Here is a 19,316-nt window from a genome sequence, read left to right as displayed (position 1 = left end):
GCCGAGGTCGGCGGGGGTGGGCGCGGTGCGGCGGGGCGGTCCCGCGGGGGCCCGCGCCGGGCGTGCGGGGCGATCCGGATGCCGCGACGACGAAGCGGCCGGTCCTGCCCCCGAGGCAGGTCCGGCCGCTTGCGGTCGTGGGGGAGACGGTTACTTCACGGGCTCCGGTTCCGGGGCGTCCGCCGTCTCCGCGGTGGGCTCCGGGTCGGCCGGGGTCTTCACCGAGTCGAGCAGGAGCTGGGCGACGTCGACGACCTGGAGGCTCTCCTTGGCCTTGCCGTCGTTCTTCTTGCCGTTGACCGAGTCGGTGAGCATCACCAGGCAGAACGGGCAGGCGGTGGAGACGATGTCCGGGTTGAGGGACAGCGCCTCGTCCACGCGCTCGTTGTTGATGCGCTTGCCGATCCGCTCCTCCATCCACATCCGCGCGCCGCCGGCGCCGCAGCAGAAGCCGCGCTCCTTGTGGCGGTGCATCTCCTGCTGGCGCAGGCCCGGGACCTTGTCCATGATCTCGCGCGGGGGCGTGTAGACCTTGTTGTGACGGCCCAGGTAGCAGGGGTCGTGGTAGGTGATCAGGCCCTCGACGGGCGTGACCGGGATCAGCCGGCCCTCGTCGATGAGGTGCTGCAGCAGCTGCGTGTGGTGGATGACCTCGAACTCGCCGCCGAGCTGCGGGTACTCGTTGGCGATGGTGTTGAAGCAGTGCGGGCAGGTCGCGACGATCTTCTTGGCCGACTTCGGCTTCTTCGTCGACTCGTCCTCGTCGTCCTCGCCGAACGCCATGTTCAGCATCGCGACGTTCTCCTGGCCGAGCTGCTGGAACAGCGGCTCGTTGCCGAGGCGGCGGGGCGAGTCACCGGTGCACTTCTCGTCGCCGCCCATGATCGCGAACTTGACGCCCGCGATGTGCAGCAGCTCGGCGAAGGCCTTGGTGGTCTTCTTGGCCCGGTCCTCCAGCGCGCCGGCGCAGCCGACCCAGTAGAGGTAGTCGACCTCGCCGAGGTCCTCGACGTCCTTGCCGACGATCGGGACCTCGAAGTCGACCTCCTTGGTCCACTCGACACGCTGCTTCTTGGCGAGACCCCAGGGGTTGCCCTTCTTCTCCAGGTTCTTGAGCATCGTGCCCGCCTCGGACGGGAACGCGGACTCGATCATCACCTGGTAGCGGCGCATGTCGACGATGTGGTCGATGTGCTCGATGTCGACCGGGCACTGCTCGACACAGGCGCCGCAGGTGGTGCAGGACCACAGGACGTCCGGGTCGATGACGCCGTTCTCCTCGAGGGTGCCGATCAGCGGCCGTTCGGCCTCGGCGAGCGCCGCCGCGGGCACGTCCTTCAGCTGCTCCTCGGAGGCCTTCTCCTCGCCCTCCATGGACTTGCCGCCGCCGGCCAGCAGGTACGGGGCCTTGGCGTGCGCGTGGTCGCGCAGCGACATGATCAGGAGCTTCGGCGAGAGCGGCTTGCCGGTGTTCCAGGCGGGGCACTGCGACTGGCAGCGGCCGCACTCGGTGCAGGTGGAGAAGTCGAGGATGCCCTTCCAGGAGAACTGCTCGACCTGGGAGACGCCGTAGACGTCGTCCTCGCCCGGGTCCTCGAAGTCGATCTCCTTGCCGCCCGTGGTCATCGGCTGGAGCGCGCCGAGGGCGGTCTCGCCGGTGGCGTTGCGCTTGAACCAGATGTTCGGGAAGCCGAGGAAGCGGTGCCAGGCCACACCCATGTTGGTGTTGAGCGAGACGGTGATCATCCAGATCAGCGAGGTGCCGATCTTGATCATCGCGGTGAAGTAGACCAGCGTCTGGAGCGTGCCGAGCGACAGGCCCTTGAACGCGAGGACCAGCGGGTACGACGCGAAGTAGGCGGCCTCGTAGCCCTCCACGTGGTGGATCGCGCCCTCCAGGCCGCGCAGCACGTAGATCGCCAGGCCGATGGTGAGGATGACGTACTCGACGAAGTAGGCCTGCCAGGCCTTGGAGCCGGCGAAGCGGGACTTGCGCCCGGCGCGGGACGGCAGGTTGAGGAGCCGGATCGCCATCAGCACGAGGATGCCGAGGATCGTCATCACACCGATGAACTCGATGTACATCTCGAACGGCAGGAAGCCGCCGACGACCGGCAGGACCCAGTCGGCCTGGAAGAGCTGTCCGTACGCCTGCGCCAGCGTGGGCGGCAGCGTCAGGAAGCCGATCGCGACGAACCAGTGCGCGAAGCCCACGATGCCCCAGCGGTTCATCCGCGTGTGGCCGAGGAACTCCTTGACCAGGGTGACCGTGCGCGCCTTCGGGTCGTCGGTGCGGCTGCCCGCGGGGACGGGCTGGCCGAGCCGGACGAAGCGGTAGATCTGCGCGACGGCTCGGGCGATGAGGGCAACGCCGACCACGGTCAGGGTCAGCGACACAATGATCGCGGCGAGTTGCATGGGAGGCTCCTCGGGCCTGCGAGGGTGGGTGATCCGGCACTACTAAGCGGTAACTTATTCAGTCCATGCTGAGACTACCCACTTGTTCCGCCGCACTGTAGTTGGGCCGCCGGTGATCTGTGTCGCTCAGGCCACCCTGACCGGCACCGGGTGGACCGTGAGATCGCGCCGCCGTCCCCGGGCCGCCGCCGACGGGGTGCGCAGCAGGATCGCCAGATCGAGTCCCAGCCAGTGCTGTTCCACATAATGCAGGTCGAGCACGTCCATTTCCTCCCAGGGCAGCTCCGAGCGTCCGCCGACCTGCCACAGCCCGGTCACTCCGGGGCGGACGGCGAGCCGGGCGCGGGCGGTGCCGCCGCGTCCGGCCGGGGCCGCCAGCGGGCGCGGACCCACCAGGGACATCTCCCCGCGCACGACGTTGAGCAGTTGCGGCAGCAGCTCCAGGAAGTGGCGCCGCAGCAGGCGCCCCACCGGGGTGAGGGCCCCCTCGTGCGTGGTGCGGAACGTGAACACCGTGAACGCGCGGCCGTCCAGGCCGGCCCGCTCCGCGCGTCGCAGCACCGGCCCGGGGGAGCCGGCCGCGACGGCGGCCGCGGCCGCCGCCAGCAGCGGTGCCAGGGTGATCAGCAGGAGCGTGCCGACCGTCAGATCGACGGTTCGCTTGGCCGACATGTCCGCCGCCCTTCGTCGCCCATGAGGATTCGTGCCCGATTTCTGCTGCTATGACTGTTGCAGATGGGTAGGCGGGGGAGGGTGAGCCACGCGAAGAGGCGCACCGGGCGGAGGGTGCCTGTAAGGGCGGGATAAAAGTTGAGCGGCCCCGACTCATGTCTGTTGACTCGATCGATTCCGTCCTGCATCCTTGAGCCTGTTCCACTCAAGTCATCTGGAGGATCGAAATGGCACGTGCGGTCGGCATCGACCTGGGCACGACTAACTCCGTCGTCAGCGTTCTGGAGGGCGGCGAGCCCACCGTCATCACCAACGCCGAGGGTGCCAGGACCACGCCGTCCGTCGTCGCCTTCGCGAAGAACGGTGAGGTGCTGGTAGGCGAGGTCGCCAAGCGCCAGGCGGTCACCAACGTCGACAGGACCATCCGCTCCGTCAAGCGCCACATGGGCACGGACTGGAAGATCGAGCTCGACGGGAAGAACTTCAACCCGCAGCAGATGAGCGCCTTCATCCTGCAGAAGCTGAAGCGCGACGCCGAGGCGTACCTGGGCGAGAAGGTCACCGACGCGGTGATCACCGTCCCGGCGTACTTCAACGACTCGGAGCGCCAGGCCACCAAGGAGGCCGGTGAGATCGCGGGCCTCAACGTCCTGCGCATCGTCAACGAGCCCACCGCGGCCGCCCTGGCCTACGGCCTGGACAAGGACGACCAGACGATCCTCGTCTTCGACCTCGGTGGCGGCACCTTCGACGTCTCGCTGCTGGAGATCGGCGACGGCGTCGTCGAGGTGAAGGCCACCAACGGCGACAACCACCTCGGTGGTGACGACTGGGACCAGCGCGTCGTCGACTACCTGGTGAAGCAGTTCCACTCCGGCCACGGCGTGGACCTGTCCAAGGACAAGATGGCTCTCCAGCGTCTCCGCGAGGCCGCGGAGAAGGCGAAGATCGAGCTGTCGTCCTCCACGGAGACCTCGATCAACCTGCCGTACATCACGGCCTCCGCCGAGGGCCCGCTGCACCTGGACGAGAAGCTCACCCGCGCCCAGTTCCAGCAGCTCACCGCGGACCTGCTCGACCGCTGCAAGACCCCGTTCCACAACGTCATCAAGGACGCCGGCATCGCGCTGTCCGAGATCGACCACGTGGTCCTGGTCGGCGGCTCCACCCGTATGCCCGCCGTGGCCGAGCTCGTCAAGGAGCTCACCGGCGGCAAGGACGCCAACAAGGGCGTCAACCCGGACGAGGTCGTCGCCATCGGCGCCGCCCTCCAGGCCGGTGTCCTGAAGGGTGAGGTCAAGGACGTCCTGCTCCTCGACGTGACCCCGCTGTCCCTCGGCATCGAGACCAAGGGCGGCATCATGACCAAGCTCATCGAGCGCAACACCACGATCCCGACCAAGCGGTCCGAGATCTTCACGACGGCCGAGGACAACCAGCCGTCCGTGCAGATCCAGGTCTACCAGGGCGAGCGCGAGATCGCGGCGTACAACAAGAAGCTCGGGATGTTCGAGCTCACCGGCCTGCCGCCGGCCCCCCGCGGGGTCCCGCAGATCGAGGTCGCCTTCGACATCGACGCCAACGGCATCATGCACGTGACCGCGAAGGACCTGGGCACGGGCAAGGAGCAGAAGATGACCGTCACCGGCGGCTCCTCGCTGCCGAAGGACGAGGTCGACCGGATGCGCCAGGAGGCCGAGCAGTACGCGGACGAGGACCACCGCCGCCGCGAGGCCGCCGAGTCCCGCAACCAGGGCGAGGGCCTCGTCTACCAGACGGAGAAGTTCCTCAAGGACAACGAGGACAAGGTCCCCGGCGACGTCAAGACCGAGGTCGAGACCGCTCTCGCCGAGCTGAAGGAGAAGCTCAAGGGCGAGGACAGCGCCGAGATCCGCACCGCGACCGAGAAGGTCGCCGCGGTCAGCCAGAAGCTCGGCCAGGCGCTCTACGCCAACGCCGCCCCCGAGGGCGCGGCGGCCGGCGCGGCCGGTGGCGAGCAGCAGGCCAAGGCCGACGACGACGTCGTCGACGCGGAGATCGTGGACGACGAGAAGGACACGAAGGGCGGTGCCGCGTGACGGAGGAGACTCCGGGGTTCGACGAGCACGAGGAGAACCCCGACGTCCCCTCCGGCGCGACACCTGACGACGCCGCCGAGTCCGCCGAGCCCTCCGAGAAGGAGGGCCCGGCGGCCCCGGCAGGGGACGCAGCCAAGACCGCAGGTCTGACCGCCCAGCTCGACCAGGTCCGCACCGCGCTCAGCGAGCGCACCGGGGACCTCCAGCGGCTCCAGGCCGAGTACCAGAACTACCGCCGCCGTGTGGAACGCGACAGGGTGACGGTCAAGGAGATCGCCACGGCGACGCTGCTGACCGAACTTCTGCCCGTGCTCGACGACATCGGCCGCGCGCGGGACCACGGGGAGCTGGTCGGCGGGTTCAAGTCCGTCGCCGAGTCCCTGGAGACCGCCGCGGCGAAGATGGGGCTCCAGCAGTTCGGCAAGGAGGGCGAGCCCTTCGACCCGACGATCCACGAGGCGCTGATGCACTCGTACGCTCCGGATGTCACCGAGACCACATGCGTCGCGGTGCTCCAGCCGGGGTACCGCATCGGCGAGCGCACGATCCGCCCCGCGCGGGTCGCCGTGGCCGAGCCCCAGCCGGGCGCGGCCCCGGCACCGAAGGAAGAGAAGCAGGCCGACGAGGAGAGCGGTGGCCCCGAAGCGGGCTGACGCGCGAAACGTCCGGGAGGAGGGACGCCGATGAGCACGAAGGACTTCGTCGAGAAGGACTACTACAAGGTTCTCGGCGTCCCCAAGGACGCCACCGAGGCCGAGATCAAGAAGGCGTACCGGAAGCTCGCCCGCGAGAACCACCCGGACGCCAACAAGGGCGACACCAAGGCCGAGGAGCGCTTCAAGGAGATCTCCGAGGCCAACGACATCCTGGGCGACCCCAAGCGGCGCAAGGAGTACGACGAGGCGCGCGCCCTCTTCGGCAACGGGGGCTTCCGGGCCCCCGGCGCCGGCGGCCCCGGCGGGAGCTTCAACTTCGACCTGGGCGACCTCTTCGGAGGCGCCCAGGGCCAGGGAGCACCCGGCGGCGCCGGCGGCTTCGGCGGCGGCCTCGGGGACGTCTTCGGCGGCCTGTTCAACCGGGGCGCCGGTCCGGGCACGCGGACGCAGCCGCGCCGCGGGCAGGACATCGAGTCCGAGGTGACGCTCAGCTTCACCGAGGCCGTCGACGGGGCCACGGTCCCGCTGCGGATGTCCAGCCAGGCGCCCTGCAAGGCGTGCGCGGGCACCGGCGACAAGAACGGCACCCCCCGGGTGTGCCCGACCTGCGTCGGCACCGGCCAGGTCTCGCGCGGCGGCAGCGGCTCGTTCTCGCTGACCGACCCGTGCGTGGACTGCAAGGGGCGCGGCCTGATCGCCGAGACCCCGTGCGAGGTGTGCAAGGGCAGCGGCCGGGCGCGCAGTTCGCGCACCATGCAGGTGCGCATCCCGCCGGGCGTCTCCGACGGGCAGCGCATCAGGCTGCGCGGCAAGGGCGCGCCGGGCGAGCGCGGCGGCCCGGCCGGCGACCTGTACGTGGTGGTGCACGTCGACAGCCACCCCGTGTTCGGCCGCAAGGACGACAACCTCACGGTCACCGTGCCCGTCACCTATGTGGAGGCGGCGCTCGGCGGCGAGGTCAAGGTCCCCACCCTCGGCGGTCCGCCGGTCACGCTCAAGCTGCCCGCGGGCACGCCCAACGGCCGCACCATGCGGGCCCGGGGCAAGGGAGCGGTCCGCAAGGACGGCACCCGTGGCGACCTGCTGGTCACGGTGGAGGTCACCGTGCCGAAGGAGCTGGACGACAAGGCGAAGGAAGCGCTGGAGGCCTACCGCGAAGCCACCGCGGCCGAGGACCCGCGGGCCGAGCTGTTCCAGGCCGCGAAGGGAGCTTGACATGGAGGGCCGTCCCGGACGAAGTCGCCACCCCTACGAACTGACCGACGAGTCACCGGTGTACGTGATCTCGGTGGCCGCACAGCTCTCGGGTCTGCATCCGCAGACCCTGCGGCAGTACGACCGCCTCGGTCTCGTCTCCCCCGACCGCACCGCGGGCCGGGGCCGGCGCTACTCGGCCCGCGACATCGAACTGCTGCGCACCGTCCAGCAGTTGTCGCAGGACGAGGGCATCAACCTCGCGGGCATCAAGCGCATCATCGAACTGGAGAACCAGGTCGCCGCGCTCCAGGCCCGGGTCGCCGAGCTGTCGGCGGCGGTCGAGGGCGCGGCGGCGGCGATGCAGCAGCGGGAGGCGCAGGTGCACGCCTCGTACCGGCGTGACCTGGTGCCCTACCAGGACGTGCAGCACACCAGCGCGCTGGTCGTGTGGCGGCCCCGACGGTCCGAGTAGCGGGCCGCGCAAGGCGTCGGAGGGGCCGGGGAGCGTGACGCTCCCCGGCCCCTTCGCCGTGCCCCGTCAGGCGCCGTGGGGCGCCCGCTCAGCGGTCGTCGTCGAGGATGCCGGACTGGGCGATGAGGTAGCCGAGCTGGGCCCTGCTGCCGCTGCCCAGGGTGGCGTTCAGCTTGGCGATGTGGGCGCGGCAGGTGCGGACGTTCATCCCGAGGCGGCGGGCGATGGAGTCGTCCACATGGCCTTCGACGAGCAGCTTGGCGATCGAGCGCTGGACGCTGGTGATGCCGTCCATCCCGGGGGCGTAGGAGAGCTGCTCCTCCCACGGGGTGGCGTGCAGCCAGAACTGCTCGAAGACGCCCACCAGATAGCGCACGAGCCCCTCGTGGCGCAGTTCGAGGGCGACCTGCCGGTCGCTCCGGGCGGGCACGAACGCCACTTTCCGGTCGATGATGATCAGCCGGTCGATGATCTCCTCGAGGGTGCGGACCTCGACGCCGTACGGGTTCACCCGCTCCACGTAGGCCAGGGTGGAGGGATGGTGCCGGGCGGTGTGCTGGTACAGCGTGCGCATCTTCACGCCGTTCTGGAGCAGCGGCTCCGCCCGGCGCAGGGCGTGTTCCAGTGTGTCCGGGCGGCGGCCGCTTCCTGGCTGTACCGTGAGAAGTTCCTCCGCACACTCGACAGTTGCCCGGTCGAGTGCTGTGTTGATGTGTGTCAGACCTTCGAGCACGGTGATGGCGTGGCGCGCGGACAGGTCCTGGGCTGTCAGGTTCATGAACGGTTCGAAGGTGCCGGCGATCGACATCGCGAGCTGCCGGCGCTCCTGGATCTCCCGTTCGATGGGGTGCATCAGCTGGTTGAGGGCGAGCGAGGGAGGCACGGGGCGCAGCCACTGAGGGTCGTCGGGGTCGGGGCGCAGCAGTACGAGGTCGAGCAGGCAGGGAGCCTCCAGGGCCTCCGCGCGGGAGAGCCGGCCGGTCCGCAGGGCCGTTGCGTAGAGGTTCTTCCCCGCTTCGCATAGTTCGGCAGCACTATGCCTATGTCCCGTTTCATGCTGGTTCGACGCCATGTGACACCCCCTCAGGGTCCTGAATTACAGGAACATGATGCCCGTGGTCGCTGGTGGAAGCATTCGGCGTGAGACATCGTCTTAGACGCGGGGGGAGGGTAATGAACAGAATGGGGTGGAGATCCTCCATGAACAGGACGGTTGGCATACTTTGCACGCTCGCTGCCGCGGTGGCCGCGTTCGGCGCCGCGGTGACCAACGGCGAGCCCTCGTGGGAGGTCAAGCCGGCTACCGCCGTGGCCAACGGTGAGCCCTCGTGGGAGTCCGAGCCCGCGGTGGTCAACGGTGAGCCCTCGTGGGAGGCCGAGCCCACGCACGTCGTGGTCGCCGGCGGAACCGAACTCTCCTGGGAGAGTGCTCCCGCCGACGCGGACGCCGACGCATGACCATCCCCCCGGACGACCGGGTCTTCCGGCGCGAGATGGCAACGGCCTACCGGTCCGGGTGGCATTTCATCGATCTCGTCACGGCCATCCCCCACCGTGGCGACTCGTTGATGGTCACCCTGTTCGGCGAGCCGATCGTCGTCGCCCGCGAAGAGGACGAGGACGTCCGCGCGTACCGGTGCCTGCGCCGGCCGCGAGGGGCCCCGCAGCCCGTTCGCTGTGCCATCCGGTACGGCATGATTTTTGTCAACCTCGACGCGCGTGACCATCAGCTCGTCGAGTCGGACACCACCGCCACCCCCCGCAGTGCCTGAGCGATTCCCCCGTCGTTTCAAATCGCTCAGGTGCTTCCCCCACACAGCGGCGCCATCGTGGACCTGAAACACGATGGCGCCGTTGTGCTGCCTGGATTCCGCCGCGGCCGCGGCCGCTCCGGGCCGCCGGCGCCTACGCCCGGCCCATGGCCCGCGTCAGCGCGATCTCGATGACCACCCGGTCCGGGTTGGGCCTCGGGTCGCGGCCGTAGCGCACCTTGTAGCGCGCCTCCGCGTCGGCCACCGACGCGGCGTCCGTACGGACGCTCGCCACGCCCTCCAGCGTCGCCCAGCGCCGCCCGTCCACCTGGCAGAGCGCCACCCGCGCCCCCTCGGGGCCCGCGGCGAGGACGTTGGCGGCCTTGCGGGTGTGCCGTCCGGTGATCACCCGGGCGATGCCGCTCTCCGGGTCGTAGGTCGCCCCGACCGCCACGACGTGCGGTGAGCCGTCCGGCCTGGGTGTCGTCAATGTGCAGATGTGCCTCTCGCGCCAGAAGCTGAGATAGGACTCGCCGGGTTCACGGGGGTCGATGGCCATGACCGGAACATAGCTCCCCTTTCGGCCCCACGAGCCACCCTGAGTGGAATAGACTCAACTTTGTGGACGTTGACTGAGTCATTGTGACCGAGGGGCCGAGCGGTCCCTGATGAGCCCACCGGCAAGGAGGAGACACCGCACGTGGACGCCGAGCTGACCAACAAGAGCCGGGATGCGATCAACGCCGCCAGCAACCGGGCCGTGCAGGACGGACACGCCGACCTGACACCGGCCCATCTGCTGCTGGCGCTCCTGGCCGGCCAGGACAACGAGAACATCATCGACCTGCTGGCCGCCGTGGAGGCGGACCAGGCCGCCGTGCGCGCCGGGGCCGAACGCGTCCTCGCCTCGCTGCCCAGCGTCACCGGCTCCACGGTCGCACCGCCCCAGCCCAACCGCGAGCTGCTGGCCGTCATCGCCGACGCGGCGAAGCGGGCGAAGGAGCTGGGGGACGACTACGTCTCCACCGAGCACCTGCTGATCGGCGTCGCCGCCAAGGGCGGGGCCGCGGGCGGGGTGCTGGACGGGCAGGGCGCCACGGCGAAGAAGCTGCTGGACGCTTTCGAGACGGTACGAGGAGGACGCCGGGTGACCACACCCGATCCCGAGGGTCAGTACAAGGCGCTGGAGAAGTTCGGCACCGACTTCACCGCCGCGGCACGGGAGGGCCGGCTCGACCCGGTCATCGGCCGTGACCAGGAGATCCGCCGCGTCGTGCAGGTGCTGTCGCGGCGCACCAAGAACAACCCGGTGCTCATCGGCGAGCCCGGCGTCGGCAAGACCGCCGTCGTCGAGGGTCTCGCCCAGCGCATCGTGAAGGGCGACGTCCCGGAGTCGCTGCGCAACAAGCGCCTGGTCTCGCTCGACCTCGGCGCCATGGTCGCGGGCGCCAAGTACCGCGGCGAGTTCGAGGAGCGGCTGAAGACCGTGCTCTCCGAGATCAAGGACAGCGACGGGCAGATCATCACCTTCATCGACGAGCTGCACACCGTCGTCGGCGCGGGCGCCGGCGGCGACTCGGCCATGGACGCGGGCAACATGCTCAAGCCCATGCTCGCCCGCGGCGAGCTGCGCATGGTCGGCGCCACCACGCTCGACGAGTACCGCGAGCGGATCGAGAAGGACCCGGCGCTGGAGCGCCGCTTCCAGCAGGTGCTGGTCGCCGAGCCGAGCGTCGAGGACACCATCGCGATCCTGCGCGGGCTCAAGGGCCGCTACGAGGCCCACCACAAGGTGCAGATCAACGACAGCGCCCTGGTCGCCGCCGCCACCCTCTCCGACCGGTACATCACCTCGCGCTTCCTGCCCGACAAGGCGATCGACCTCGTCGACGAGGCGGCCTCCCGGCTCCGTATGGAGATCGACTCCTCGCCCGTCGAGATCGACGAGCTCCAGCGCGCCGTCGACCGGCTGCGCATGGAGGAGCTGGCCCTGAAGAACGAGTCGGACCCGGCCTCCAAGCAGCGGCTGGAGAAGCTGCGCCGCGACCTCGCCGACCGGGAGGAGGAGCTGCGCGGCCTGACCGCCCGCTGGGAGAAGGAGAAGCAGGGCCTCAACCGGGTCGGTGAGCTCAAGGAGCGCCTGGACGACCTGCGCGGCCAGGCCGAACGCGCCCAGCGCGACGGCGACTTCGACACCGCGTCCAAGCTGCTCTACGGCGAGATCCCCTCCCTGGAACGCGACCTGGAGGCCGCGTCCGAGGCCGAGGAGGAGGCGTCCAGGGACACCATGGTCAAGGAGGAGGTCGGCCCGGACGACATCGCCGACGTGGTCGGCTCCTGGACGGGCATCCCGGCCGGCCGGCTGCTGGAGGGCGAGACCCAGAAGCTGCTGCGCATGGAGCAGGAGCTGGGCCGCCGCCTCATCGGCCAGGGCGAGGCCGTGCAGGCCGTCTCCGACGCGGTGCGCCGCAGCCGGGCGGGCGTCGCCGACCCGGACCGGCCGACGGGCTCGTTCCTCTTCCTCGGCCCCACCGGCGTCGGCAAGACCGAGCTGGCGAAGGCGCTCGCGGACTTCCTCTTCGACGACGAGCGGGCCATGGTCCGCATCGACATGAGCGAGTACGGCGAGAAGCACAGCGTCGCCCGCCTGGTCGGCGCGCCCCCCGGCTACGTCGGCTACGAGGAGGGCGGCCAGCTCACCGAGGCCGTCCGCCGCCGCCCGTACAGCGTGGTGCTGCTCGACGAGGTGGAGAAGGCGCACCCGGAGGTCTTCGACGTCCTGCTCCAGGTCCTGGACGACGGGCGGCTGACCGACGGGCAGGGCCGGACGGTGGACTTCCGCAACACCATCCTGATCCTGACCTCCAACCTGGGCAGCCAGTACCTGGTCGAGCCCTCGACCTCCGAGGAGCGCAAGCGCGAGCAGGTGCTCGACGTGGTGCGGGCCTCCTTCAAGCCGGAGTTCCTCAACCGGCTCGACGACCTGGTGGTCTTCACCGCGCTGTCCAGGGACGAGCTGGCCCACATCGCGAAGCTCCAGATCGACCGCCTCGCCAAGCGCCTGGCCGACCGCAGGCTCAGCCTGGACGTCACCCCCGCCGCCCTCGACTGGCTGGCCGACGAGGGCAACGACCCGGCGTACGGCGCCCGGCCGCTGCGCCGCCTGGTGCAGACCGCGATCGGCGACCGGCTCGCCAAGGAGATCCTCGCGGGCGAGGTCGTGGACGGGGACACCGTGCGGGTGGACCGCTTCGAGGACGGTCTGATCGTCGGCGTCGCGCGGTAGCGCGGCGCCCGGTGGCCGGGACGGGTCCCGGCCACCGAGGGCCCCCGGCACGGGCGGCTGTCAGCTCGCAGCGGATAGCGGGCGGCGGGGCTTGCGCCGGGCGGGCGGGGATGGGAGAGGATGGCGGCATCCGTACGAAGGGAAAAACACGGTGACCATCGATCCGTCCTCGATTCCGAATTTCGGGGGCCAGCCCCAGCCCCAGGCCGCAGGACCGGCGGGCCCCGTCGTTCCCGACCAGGATCTGGTCAAGCAGCTGCTCGACCAGATGGAGCTCAAGTACGTCGTCGACGACGAGGGCGACCTCGCCGCGCCGTGGGAGGACTTCCGCACGTACTTCATGTTCCGCGGCGAGAACGAGCAGCAGGTCTTCTCGGTGCGGACCTTCTACGACCGTCCCCACCCGGTGGAGAAGCGGGCCGAGATCCTGGAGACGATCGACGACTGGAACCGCCGCACCCTGTGGCCGAAGGTCTACACCCACCAGCACGAGGAGGAGGGCGCCGAGCCCTCGCTGCGCCTCATCGGTGAGGCCCAGATGCTGATCGGCACCGGCGTCAGCCTGGAGCACTTCGTGTCCTCCACGGTGAGCTGGGTCCGCGCGTCGATCGAGTTCGACAAGTGGCTGGCCGAGCGCTTCGGTCTGGCGACCGCCGAGGAGAAGCCGGCCGACGAGGCCTGAGCCGCCCCGCCGTCACGAAGGGCCCGCACCGCGCGAGCGGTGCGGGCCCTTCGGCGTGCGCGGCCCCGGGGGCTGGCGGGAGGCTTCGACAGCCGGGCCACGGCCTCCCGGAGCACCTCGGTCCGCTCGCGGAAGGCGAGGCGTACGGGAACGGCCCCACCGGGACGTAGGGGAGGAACTGCTTCACCGGGCCGCGCCGTGGCCGTCCGTTCCAGGTCAGCCCGAGGCCAGCTGCTCCGCAATCTCCGCGATCCAACCGGACGTCTTCGCCGGGTCGTTGAGGGTCTCGGCCCACGCGTCCGGCTCCAGCTTGTGCTGGGCGGGTCCGGACTTGAGGGCGATGAGCAGGGACCTGGCGGACTCCCGCATCTCGGCCGTGGTGTGCCCGGAGATGTCGGGCCCCGCCGCCAGGGCGTAGATCTCCCGCGCCATCGCCTGGCGTTCCCCCTTGGACACCTTCTTCCAGAACTTCAGCGCGTGCTTCAACGACTCCGTGCGGGAAGCGGCCTCCGCCGGGGTTTCGCCCTGCGGTGCCCAGCGCTCGGGGTGGTGGACCTCTTCGTAGCGCTTCGTGGCGGCGCGGAGCGCCTTGTACAGGGTGACGCCGAGGACGAGACCGGCCCCGGCCCCGGCGAGGCCCCAGCCGACAGGGTTGCTCGCCAGCCCGACCGTGCCCGCCGCGACCGCCGTCACGACGCCGGCTGCGGCCTTGACGGACTCGCCGCCGCCGCCGGCCGCCTCCTTGCCGATCTTGGTGAGCTGCTTCTTCTTCGCGTACTGCTGCACCTTGCTCAGCTTTTCCACGTCGTTCTCGGCGCGCTGGAGGGTCTCGCCGGCGTCACGGGCTTCGGCCATCGCCTCCCAGGCCGCGTCGATGGCCTCGGAGACGAGCTCCAGCCGTCCCGGGCCCTCGTGCTTCCAGTAGCTGTCCAGCGCGACGTAGGCCTCCGCCGCGGCCCAGTCGGCCTGCTCGCGCGACTCGTTCAGCCGTGCCAGTGCTCCCGCCTGGACGAGGTGGGGATCTCCCAGCTCCTTGATCTGCTGGTACTTGCGGGCCGCTCTCCCGATACGGAAGGCGGACCGTATGCCCTTGACCGTGCCGACGGAAGCGCCGGCGATACCGCTCGCCTCGGATGCCACTGCCGCGTCCGCCGCCTTCTGGATCTTGGTCACCTCCTTGGCGATGGCTGCGCTGTAGCTTCCCGAACCGGCGGCGCCGACGACCGTGTCGACCCCTTTGGTCTTGGCCTTCTTGTTCGCCCTGTGGTGGTCGGCCCCGGTCTCGTGCTTCTTGGCGTCCTTCATGTTCTTGTACGCGTCCATGCCGTTGACCACGGTGCCGGCGGCCTCGGTGAGGAGGTTGCCCGACGCCGCGGAGGTTCCCGAGGCGGCGGTGGAGTGCTTGAGGCTCTCATTGGCCGCGACGGCGGCCTGTTGGGTGAAGGCCGCGTTGGTGGGGGTCTGGAAGCCCTTGACGAAGGTGTCGATGGGTTCGAGATTCTTCTTGAACCTGTCGAGGAGCGCGGCGATCCGGTCGCGGTAGTTCTTCTTCGCCTGGGGGGACGCGCCGCCGTTCGCCGCCGCGTTCCCTCTCTCGGCGTCCCGGGCGCGCTGCACCATCGCGGTCGTGGCCCGGTTGCCGGCGCGGGACTGCATCTCCAGCAGGGCGCGCTCCGTCGGGCGTGCGGACGTACTCCTGGTCCGGCTCCCTTCCTCACGGCGCCGGGCCGACGTCAGGACCGCCGCGGACTGCCGTGTCGAGGTGCGGTGGATCGGCGTGCTCATGGATGTACCTCTCCTGTACCGGGACCGGGGCGAGGCGAAGGTAGCCAGACCTGGCCAACAGGAGGGGTACGGCGGAGAAATTCCTTCCCCGCGGACGCCGTGGGACGGACGCCGTGGGGCGGATGCCGTGGCGCGGACACTGCGGGACGGACCGGACCCGGCGGCGCGCCGGGCCGTTGCGTGTCTGACGCACCGTCGTGTCGCGCCTATGAACGGCGAGTTCAGGAACCCAGGCGCCGCAGGCGGCTGCCGGCCTCGATGAGGACGTCGTCCTTCTTGCAGAAGGCGAAGCGGACCTGGCTGCGGCCGGCGTCGGGGTCGTCGTAGAAGACGGAGTTGGGGATGGCGACGACGCCGCAGCGTTCGGGGAGAGCGCGGCAGAAAGCGTAGGCGTCCTTCTGGCCGAAGGGGGTGATGTCGGTGGTGATGAAGTACGTGCCCTGGGGCCGGTAGACCTCGAAGCCGGCCGCGCGCAGGCCGTCGCCGAGCAGGTCGCGCTTGCGGTGGAGGTCGGCGCGGAAGTCGTCGAAGTACGAGTCCGGGAGCCGCAGCGCCTCGGCGATCGCGTACTGGAAGGGGCCCGCCGAGACATAGGTCAGGAACTGCTTCACCGAGCGGACCGCCGCGACCAGCTCCGGCGCGGCCGTCAGCCAGCCGACCTTCCAGCCGGTGAACGAGAACGTCTTGCCCGCGCTGGACACGGTGACCGTGCGCTCCCGCATCCCGGGGAAGCCGGCGAGGGGCAGGTGCTCGCCCTCGAAGACCAAGTGCTCGTACACCTCGTCGGTGACCACCAGCAGGTCGCGTTCGACGGCCAGGGCGGCGACGGCGGCCAGCTCCTCGCGGGTCAGCACGGTGCCGGTCGGGTTGTGCGGCGTGTTCAGCAGGATCAGCCGCGTCCGCTCCGTGACCGCGCCGCGCAGCTCGTCCAGGTCCAGCCGGAAGGCCCCCTCGTGGGGGCGCAGGGTCACCGGCACCCGGATGCCGCCCGCCATCGCGATGTTCGCCGCGTAGGAGTCGTAGTACGGCTCCAGGGCGATCACCTCGTCACCGGGCTCGACCAGGGCCAGCAGGGCCGCCGCCACGGCCTCGGTCGCGCCCGCGGTGACCAGGACCTCGGTGTCCGGGTCGTACGCCAGGCCGTAGTGGTGCTGCTGGTGGGCGGTGATCGCGGCGCGGAGCTCGGGGACGCCGGGGCCGGGCGGGTACTGATTGCCGCGGCCGTCGCGCAGCGCCCGCACGGCCGCCTCCCTGATCTCCTCGGGGCCGTCCGTGTCGGGGAAGCCCTGGCCGAGATTGATCGCTCCGGTCCGTGCGGCCAGCGCGGACATCTCGGCGAAGATCGTGGTGCCGAAGGGCGCCAGTCTGCGGTTGAGCAGGGGCCGTGATCCCGGTTCGTGTCCTGTCATGAACGCCATCCTGGGCCGAACCTCTGGAGTTGCTCAAGTCGGCTTTGGCTTTCCGGGCGTGAGGGCATTCCCTTTTCACACGCGTGGAAAGTGCAGGAACAGGCACCGGAACACGGAAGCGGTCGCGCAGCGTCGCGGGGGACTCGCTTCGGGGGACGAGCAAGGACGGTGAAGTGATGGTGATCTTCGGAATTCTCATCGCACTGGTGATCGGGATCGTCGTGGCGATCGCGGTGACGGTCGAGCGCGCGACGTCGTCGTCGCGCCCGAGGCGGCGGCGCCGGGGTTCGAGCAGCTGGGCCGACGGCGGTGGCGGTTCGGGCGGGTGCGGCGGTGGTTCCTCCTGCGGCAGCAGTTCTTCGTGCGGCGGCGGGGGTGGATGTGGCGGAGGCAGCTGACACGGGGCAGCTGGTCCGCTACGGGTGAATCTGCCCGGCGGGGGTGACAACTCCCGCCGGGCGGCTTCCCGTTGACGGGGGACTTTGCCCGTGGCAGGGCCGATGGCGGTGGAATGCGGTTTCATCGGCCCTTTTCGATTGAACAGTTGAACCGTGGGGCCCCCGGGGGGATGGAAACCGCAGCAAGTTGGCGAAAACCGCTGTGGTCGTGGCGTAGTTCGTGATTCCCTCGAACCTGGAACCAGTTGGTTCCGGCCAGTTCTCGGACCTGAAGCGGACCCCGAGCGGTCACCCCCCTCACGTCGTGCGCTCCGTTCCGGGGGCGCCGTGTCCACGTGTCCACCCCGCCCGATGCGCGTCCTTGCGGAGCCGACCCATGCTCACGACCATCGATACCGCCTACACCGACACCCGTGCCGACGATCTCGCCTGGGCGCTGGGCCGCGAACCGCTGCCCGCGCTGGCCGTCCTCGACCTCGAACTGTCCGGTGCGTCGTTGCAGTTGAGGCTGCTCGGGGCGTCCCATCAGGTCCTCCTCGACCAGGGGGAGGCGTCGTGCTCCGAGACCGTCGCCTGCATCCCCGGATCCAGCACGCCGCTCCCGCTGGGCGTGGCCAAGCGGCTCGGCGACTGGGAGTACGAGTTCGCCGCCCGGGTGGAGACGCTGTCGCGGCAGTCCTTCGCGGGCCGCGCGCAGGAGCTGCTCGCGCTGGTCGCCGACCATCCGCACGGGCTGGCCGGAACCTTCCCCGGCGACCCCCACGCGTTCACCGCGATGCTCGCCCAGCGGGGCGAGCGGCAGGTGCAGTGGCGGACCTGGCACGCCTATCCGCAGGAGGGCCGGCTGGTCGTCACCCGGACCAGGGTCGGCACGCTGGCCATGGCGTCCGAACACAGCAGTTAGCTCTTGTGGGTGACAAAACGCGGGACATGTGTGACGTAGCGTTACGAAAGTGATCGACCGGCATCAACTCTCCCCGCACACGGACGTGGTCATGCTCCCCGTGCGGCCCGAGGCGGCCCGGTATCTGATCCTGGCCGTCGTCTTCGTCTGCGCCGCCTGCGGACTCGTCTACGAGCTCGAACTCGTCGCCCTCGCCTCCTATCTGATCGGCGACTCCGTCACCCAGGCGTCCGTGGTGCTGTCGCTGATGGTCTTCGCGATGGGCCTCGGCTCCCTGCTCGCCAAACGCCTGCGCTGCCGCGCCGTGGTCGGCTTCGGGGTGCTGGAGGCGGTGCTGGCCCTGGTCGGCGGCGGCTCGGGGATGATGCTCTACGCCGCGTTCGCCTGGAGCGGCGGCTCCCATCTGGTGCTGGTGTCCATCTCGCTGGCGATCGGCGTACTGATCGGCGCGGAGATCCCGCTGCTGATGTCCCTGATGCAGCGCGTCTCGCGGCGCGACGCCGAGGGCACCGTCGCCGACCTCTTCGCCGCCGACTACGTGGGCGCCCTGGTCGGCGGGCTGGCCTTCCCGTTCCTGCTGCTGCCGTGGCTCGGCGAACTCACCGGCGCCCTGCTGACCGGGGCGGTGAACGCGGTGGCCGGCGGCGTGCTGGTGCTCTGGCTGTTCCGCCGGGACATGAGCCCCCGCAGCAGACGCCGCCTGATCCTGCTGAACGCGGCGGTCCTCGCGCTGCTCGCCGCCGCGACCGCGCTCGTCGGCGACTTCGAGGCGGCGGCGCGGCGGGCCGTCTACGGGGACCAGGTCCGGGTCGCCGTGCGCACCGAGGTGCAGGAGGTCGTCCTCACCGGCCGGGCCTCCCAGCCGCCCGACCTCTTCATCGACGGGCGGTTGAAGGTGCGCGGCAGCGACGAGCACCGCTACCACGAGGCCCTCGTCCATCCCGCCATGAACGGCCCCCACAGCCGGGTGCTGATCCTCGGCGGCGGCGACGGCCTCGCCGCCCGGGAGGCGCTCGGCTACGGGGACGCCGGCTCCGTGACCGTCGTCGACCTGGACGCCGGCCTGGTGCGCCTCGCCCGCCGGGACCCGGCGCTCTCCGCGCTCAACAGCCGTGCCTACGACGACCCGCGGACGGGACACGTCACCGCGGACGCCTTCTCCTGGCTGCGGGGCGCGCGGCGCGGGGCCTACGACGTGATCGTCTCGGACCTGCCCGAACCGGGGACGGCCGGCGGGAAGCTGTACTCGCTGGAGTTCTACGGGCTCGCCCGGCGGGCGCTCGCCCCCGGCGGCCGGATCGTCGTCCACGCCGGCCCGGCCGGGGCCGCGCCGGGCACCTACTGGACGGTGGACGCCACACTGCGGGCGGCGGGCCTCGCGACCACCCCGTACCGCGCCGAGGGCGACCACGGCTTCCTGCTGGCCGCGGTGGGGCACGCCCCGGGCCTCGGGCTCGACGCAGCCGTGCCCCCGCTGCGCTCCCCGCTCGCGGAGCGGCTGCCCGGGTACGGCCCGGCGGCGGAGCACGGCCGCCCCCGGGGGGACGGCCCGGAGCCGTCGACCCTGGTGCGTCCCCGGTACGCCCGCTGACGCCGCCCGGCACGCGC

Annotated in this window: 16 protein-coding genes; 10 read left to right on the top strand and 6 right to left on the bottom strand. The window is 70.6% G+C overall.

Annotated elements, in window-relative coordinates:
* Nucleotides 1-150: 150 nt before the first annotated feature.
* Nucleotides 151-2,418 carry a (Fe-S)-binding protein gene (locus JE024_RS16740; RefSeq protein ID WP_205374359.1) on the bottom strand — a complete coding sequence of 756 codons (2,268 nt, stop codon included), beginning with the start codon at nucleotides 2,416-2,418 and terminating at the stop codon, nucleotides 151-153.
* A gap of 126 nt (nucleotides 2,419-2,544) precedes the next feature.
* Nucleotides 2,545-3,090, bottom strand: coding sequence for a sugar transferase (locus tag JE024_RS16735; RefSeq protein ID WP_205374358.1), 546 nt, complete (start codon nucleotides 3,088-3,090; stop codon nucleotides 2,545-2,547).
* Nucleotides 3,091-3,317: 227 nt separating this feature from the next.
* On the opposite strand from JE024_RS16735, the gene dnaK reads away from it, so the two are divergent.
* The 4 genes from dnaK to JE024_RS16715 are packed head-to-tail and all read left to right on the top strand — an operon-like array spanning nucleotide 3,318 to nucleotide 7,493.
* Nucleotides 3,318-5,168, top strand: a complete 1,851-nt coding sequence (gene dnaK, locus JE024_RS16730) for a molecular chaperone DnaK (protein WP_205374357.1) — start codon at nucleotides 3,318-3,320, stop codon at nucleotides 5,166-5,168.
* Nucleotides 5,165-5,821 carry a nucleotide exchange factor GrpE gene (grpE, locus tag JE024_RS16725; protein ID WP_205374356.1) on the top strand — a complete coding sequence of 219 codons (657 nt, stop codon included), beginning with the start codon at nucleotides 5,165-5,167 and terminating at the stop codon, nucleotides 5,819-5,821. Before dnaK ends, grpE begins: the two co-directional genes overlap by 4 nt.
* Before the next feature lie 30 nt (nucleotides 5,822-5,851).
* Nucleotides 5,852-7,039, top strand: coding sequence for a molecular chaperone DnaJ (gene dnaJ, locus JE024_RS16720; RefSeq protein ID WP_205374355.1), 1,188 nt, complete (start codon nucleotides 5,852-5,854; stop codon nucleotides 7,037-7,039).
* 1 nt (nucleotide 7,040) lies between these two features.
* A complete protein-coding gene (locus JE024_RS16715) occupies nucleotides 7,041-7,493 on the top strand; it encodes a heat shock protein transcriptional repressor HspR (RefSeq protein WP_205374354.1) in 453 nt (150 codons plus the stop codon).
* Nucleotides 7,494-7,581: 88 nt separating this feature from the next.
* Here the strand turns inward: JE024_RS16715 and JE024_RS16710 are convergent, their stop codons facing one another.
* Nucleotides 7,582-8,565, bottom strand: coding sequence for a helix-turn-helix domain-containing protein (locus tag JE024_RS16710; RefSeq protein ID WP_205374353.1), 984 nt, complete (start codon nucleotides 8,563-8,565; stop codon nucleotides 7,582-7,584).
* Nucleotides 8,566-8,693: 128 nt separating this feature from the next.
* Between JE024_RS16710 and JE024_RS16705 the strand changes: the two genes are divergently transcribed.
* Both JE024_RS16705 and JE024_RS16700 read left to right on the top strand, forming a co-directional pair.
* Entirely contained in the window at nucleotides 8,694-8,951 is a 258-nt protein-coding gene (locus JE024_RS16705; RefSeq protein WP_205374352.1) for a hypothetical protein, read from the top strand.
* Nucleotides 8,948-9,265, top strand: coding sequence for a Rieske (2Fe-2S) protein (locus tag JE024_RS16700; protein ID WP_147987356.1), 318 nt, complete (start codon nucleotides 8,948-8,950; stop codon nucleotides 9,263-9,265). The genes JE024_RS16705 and JE024_RS16700 overlap by 4 nt, the downstream gene beginning before the upstream one ends.
* Nucleotides 9,266-9,398: 133 nt before the next feature.
* On the opposite strand, the gene JE024_RS16695 is transcribed toward JE024_RS16700, so the two are convergent.
* Nucleotides 9,399-9,803, bottom strand: coding sequence for a pyridoxamine 5'-phosphate oxidase family protein (locus JE024_RS16695; RefSeq protein ID WP_205374351.1), 405 nt, complete (start codon nucleotides 9,801-9,803; stop codon nucleotides 9,399-9,401).
* A gap of 141 nt (nucleotides 9,804-9,944) precedes the next feature.
* Here JE024_RS16695 and clpB point away from each other — a divergent pair, with 141 nt between their 5' ends.
* A complete protein-coding gene (gene clpB / locus JE024_RS16690) occupies nucleotides 9,945-12,530 on the top strand; it encodes an ATP-dependent chaperone ClpB (RefSeq protein WP_205374350.1) in 2,586 nt (861 codons plus the stop codon).
* 151 nt (nucleotides 12,531-12,681) lie between these two features.
* A complete protein-coding gene (locus JE024_RS16685) occupies nucleotides 12,682-13,212 on the top strand; it encodes a type III secretion system chaperone family protein (RefSeq protein WP_205374349.1) in 531 nt (176 codons plus the stop codon).
* Between the two features lie 216 nt (nucleotides 13,213-13,428).
* On the opposite strand, the gene JE024_RS16680 is transcribed toward JE024_RS16685, so the two are convergent.
* Complete coding sequence (locus tag JE024_RS16680) at nucleotides 13,429-14,997, bottom strand: hypothetical protein (RefSeq protein WP_205374348.1); 1,569 nt, start codon at nucleotides 14,995-14,997, stop codon at nucleotides 13,429-13,431.
* Nucleotides 14,998-15,218: 221 nt separating this feature from the next.
* Nucleotides 15,219-16,406 (bottom strand): pyridoxal phosphate-dependent aminotransferase, encoded by a 1,188-nt coding sequence (locus tag JE024_RS16675; protein WP_205374347.1) that lies wholly within the window; start codon nucleotides 16,404-16,406, stop codon nucleotides 15,219-15,221.
* A 774-nt stretch (nucleotides 16,407-17,180) separates the two neighbouring features.
* On the opposite strand from JE024_RS16675, the gene JE024_RS16670 reads away from it, so the two are divergent.
* Nucleotides 17,181-17,708 (top strand): DUF2617 family protein, encoded by a 528-nt coding sequence (locus tag JE024_RS16670; protein WP_205374346.1) that lies wholly within the window; start codon nucleotides 17,181-17,183, stop codon nucleotides 17,706-17,708.
* 49 nt (nucleotides 17,709-17,757) lie between these two features.
* Nucleotides 17,758-19,299, top strand: coding sequence for a polyamine aminopropyltransferase (locus tag JE024_RS16665; protein WP_372449813.1), 1,542 nt, complete (start codon nucleotides 17,758-17,760; stop codon nucleotides 19,297-19,299).
* Nucleotides 19,300-19,316: the final 17 nt, after the last annotated feature.

This window comes from Streptomyces zhihengii, assembly GCF_016919245.1.
Classification (GTDB): domain Bacteria; phylum Actinomycetota; class Actinomycetes; order Streptomycetales; family Streptomycetaceae; genus Streptomyces; species Streptomyces zhihengii.
The sequence above is the reverse complement of the archived record's forward strand: the minus strand, read 5'-3'. Positions and strand labels throughout refer to the sequence as shown.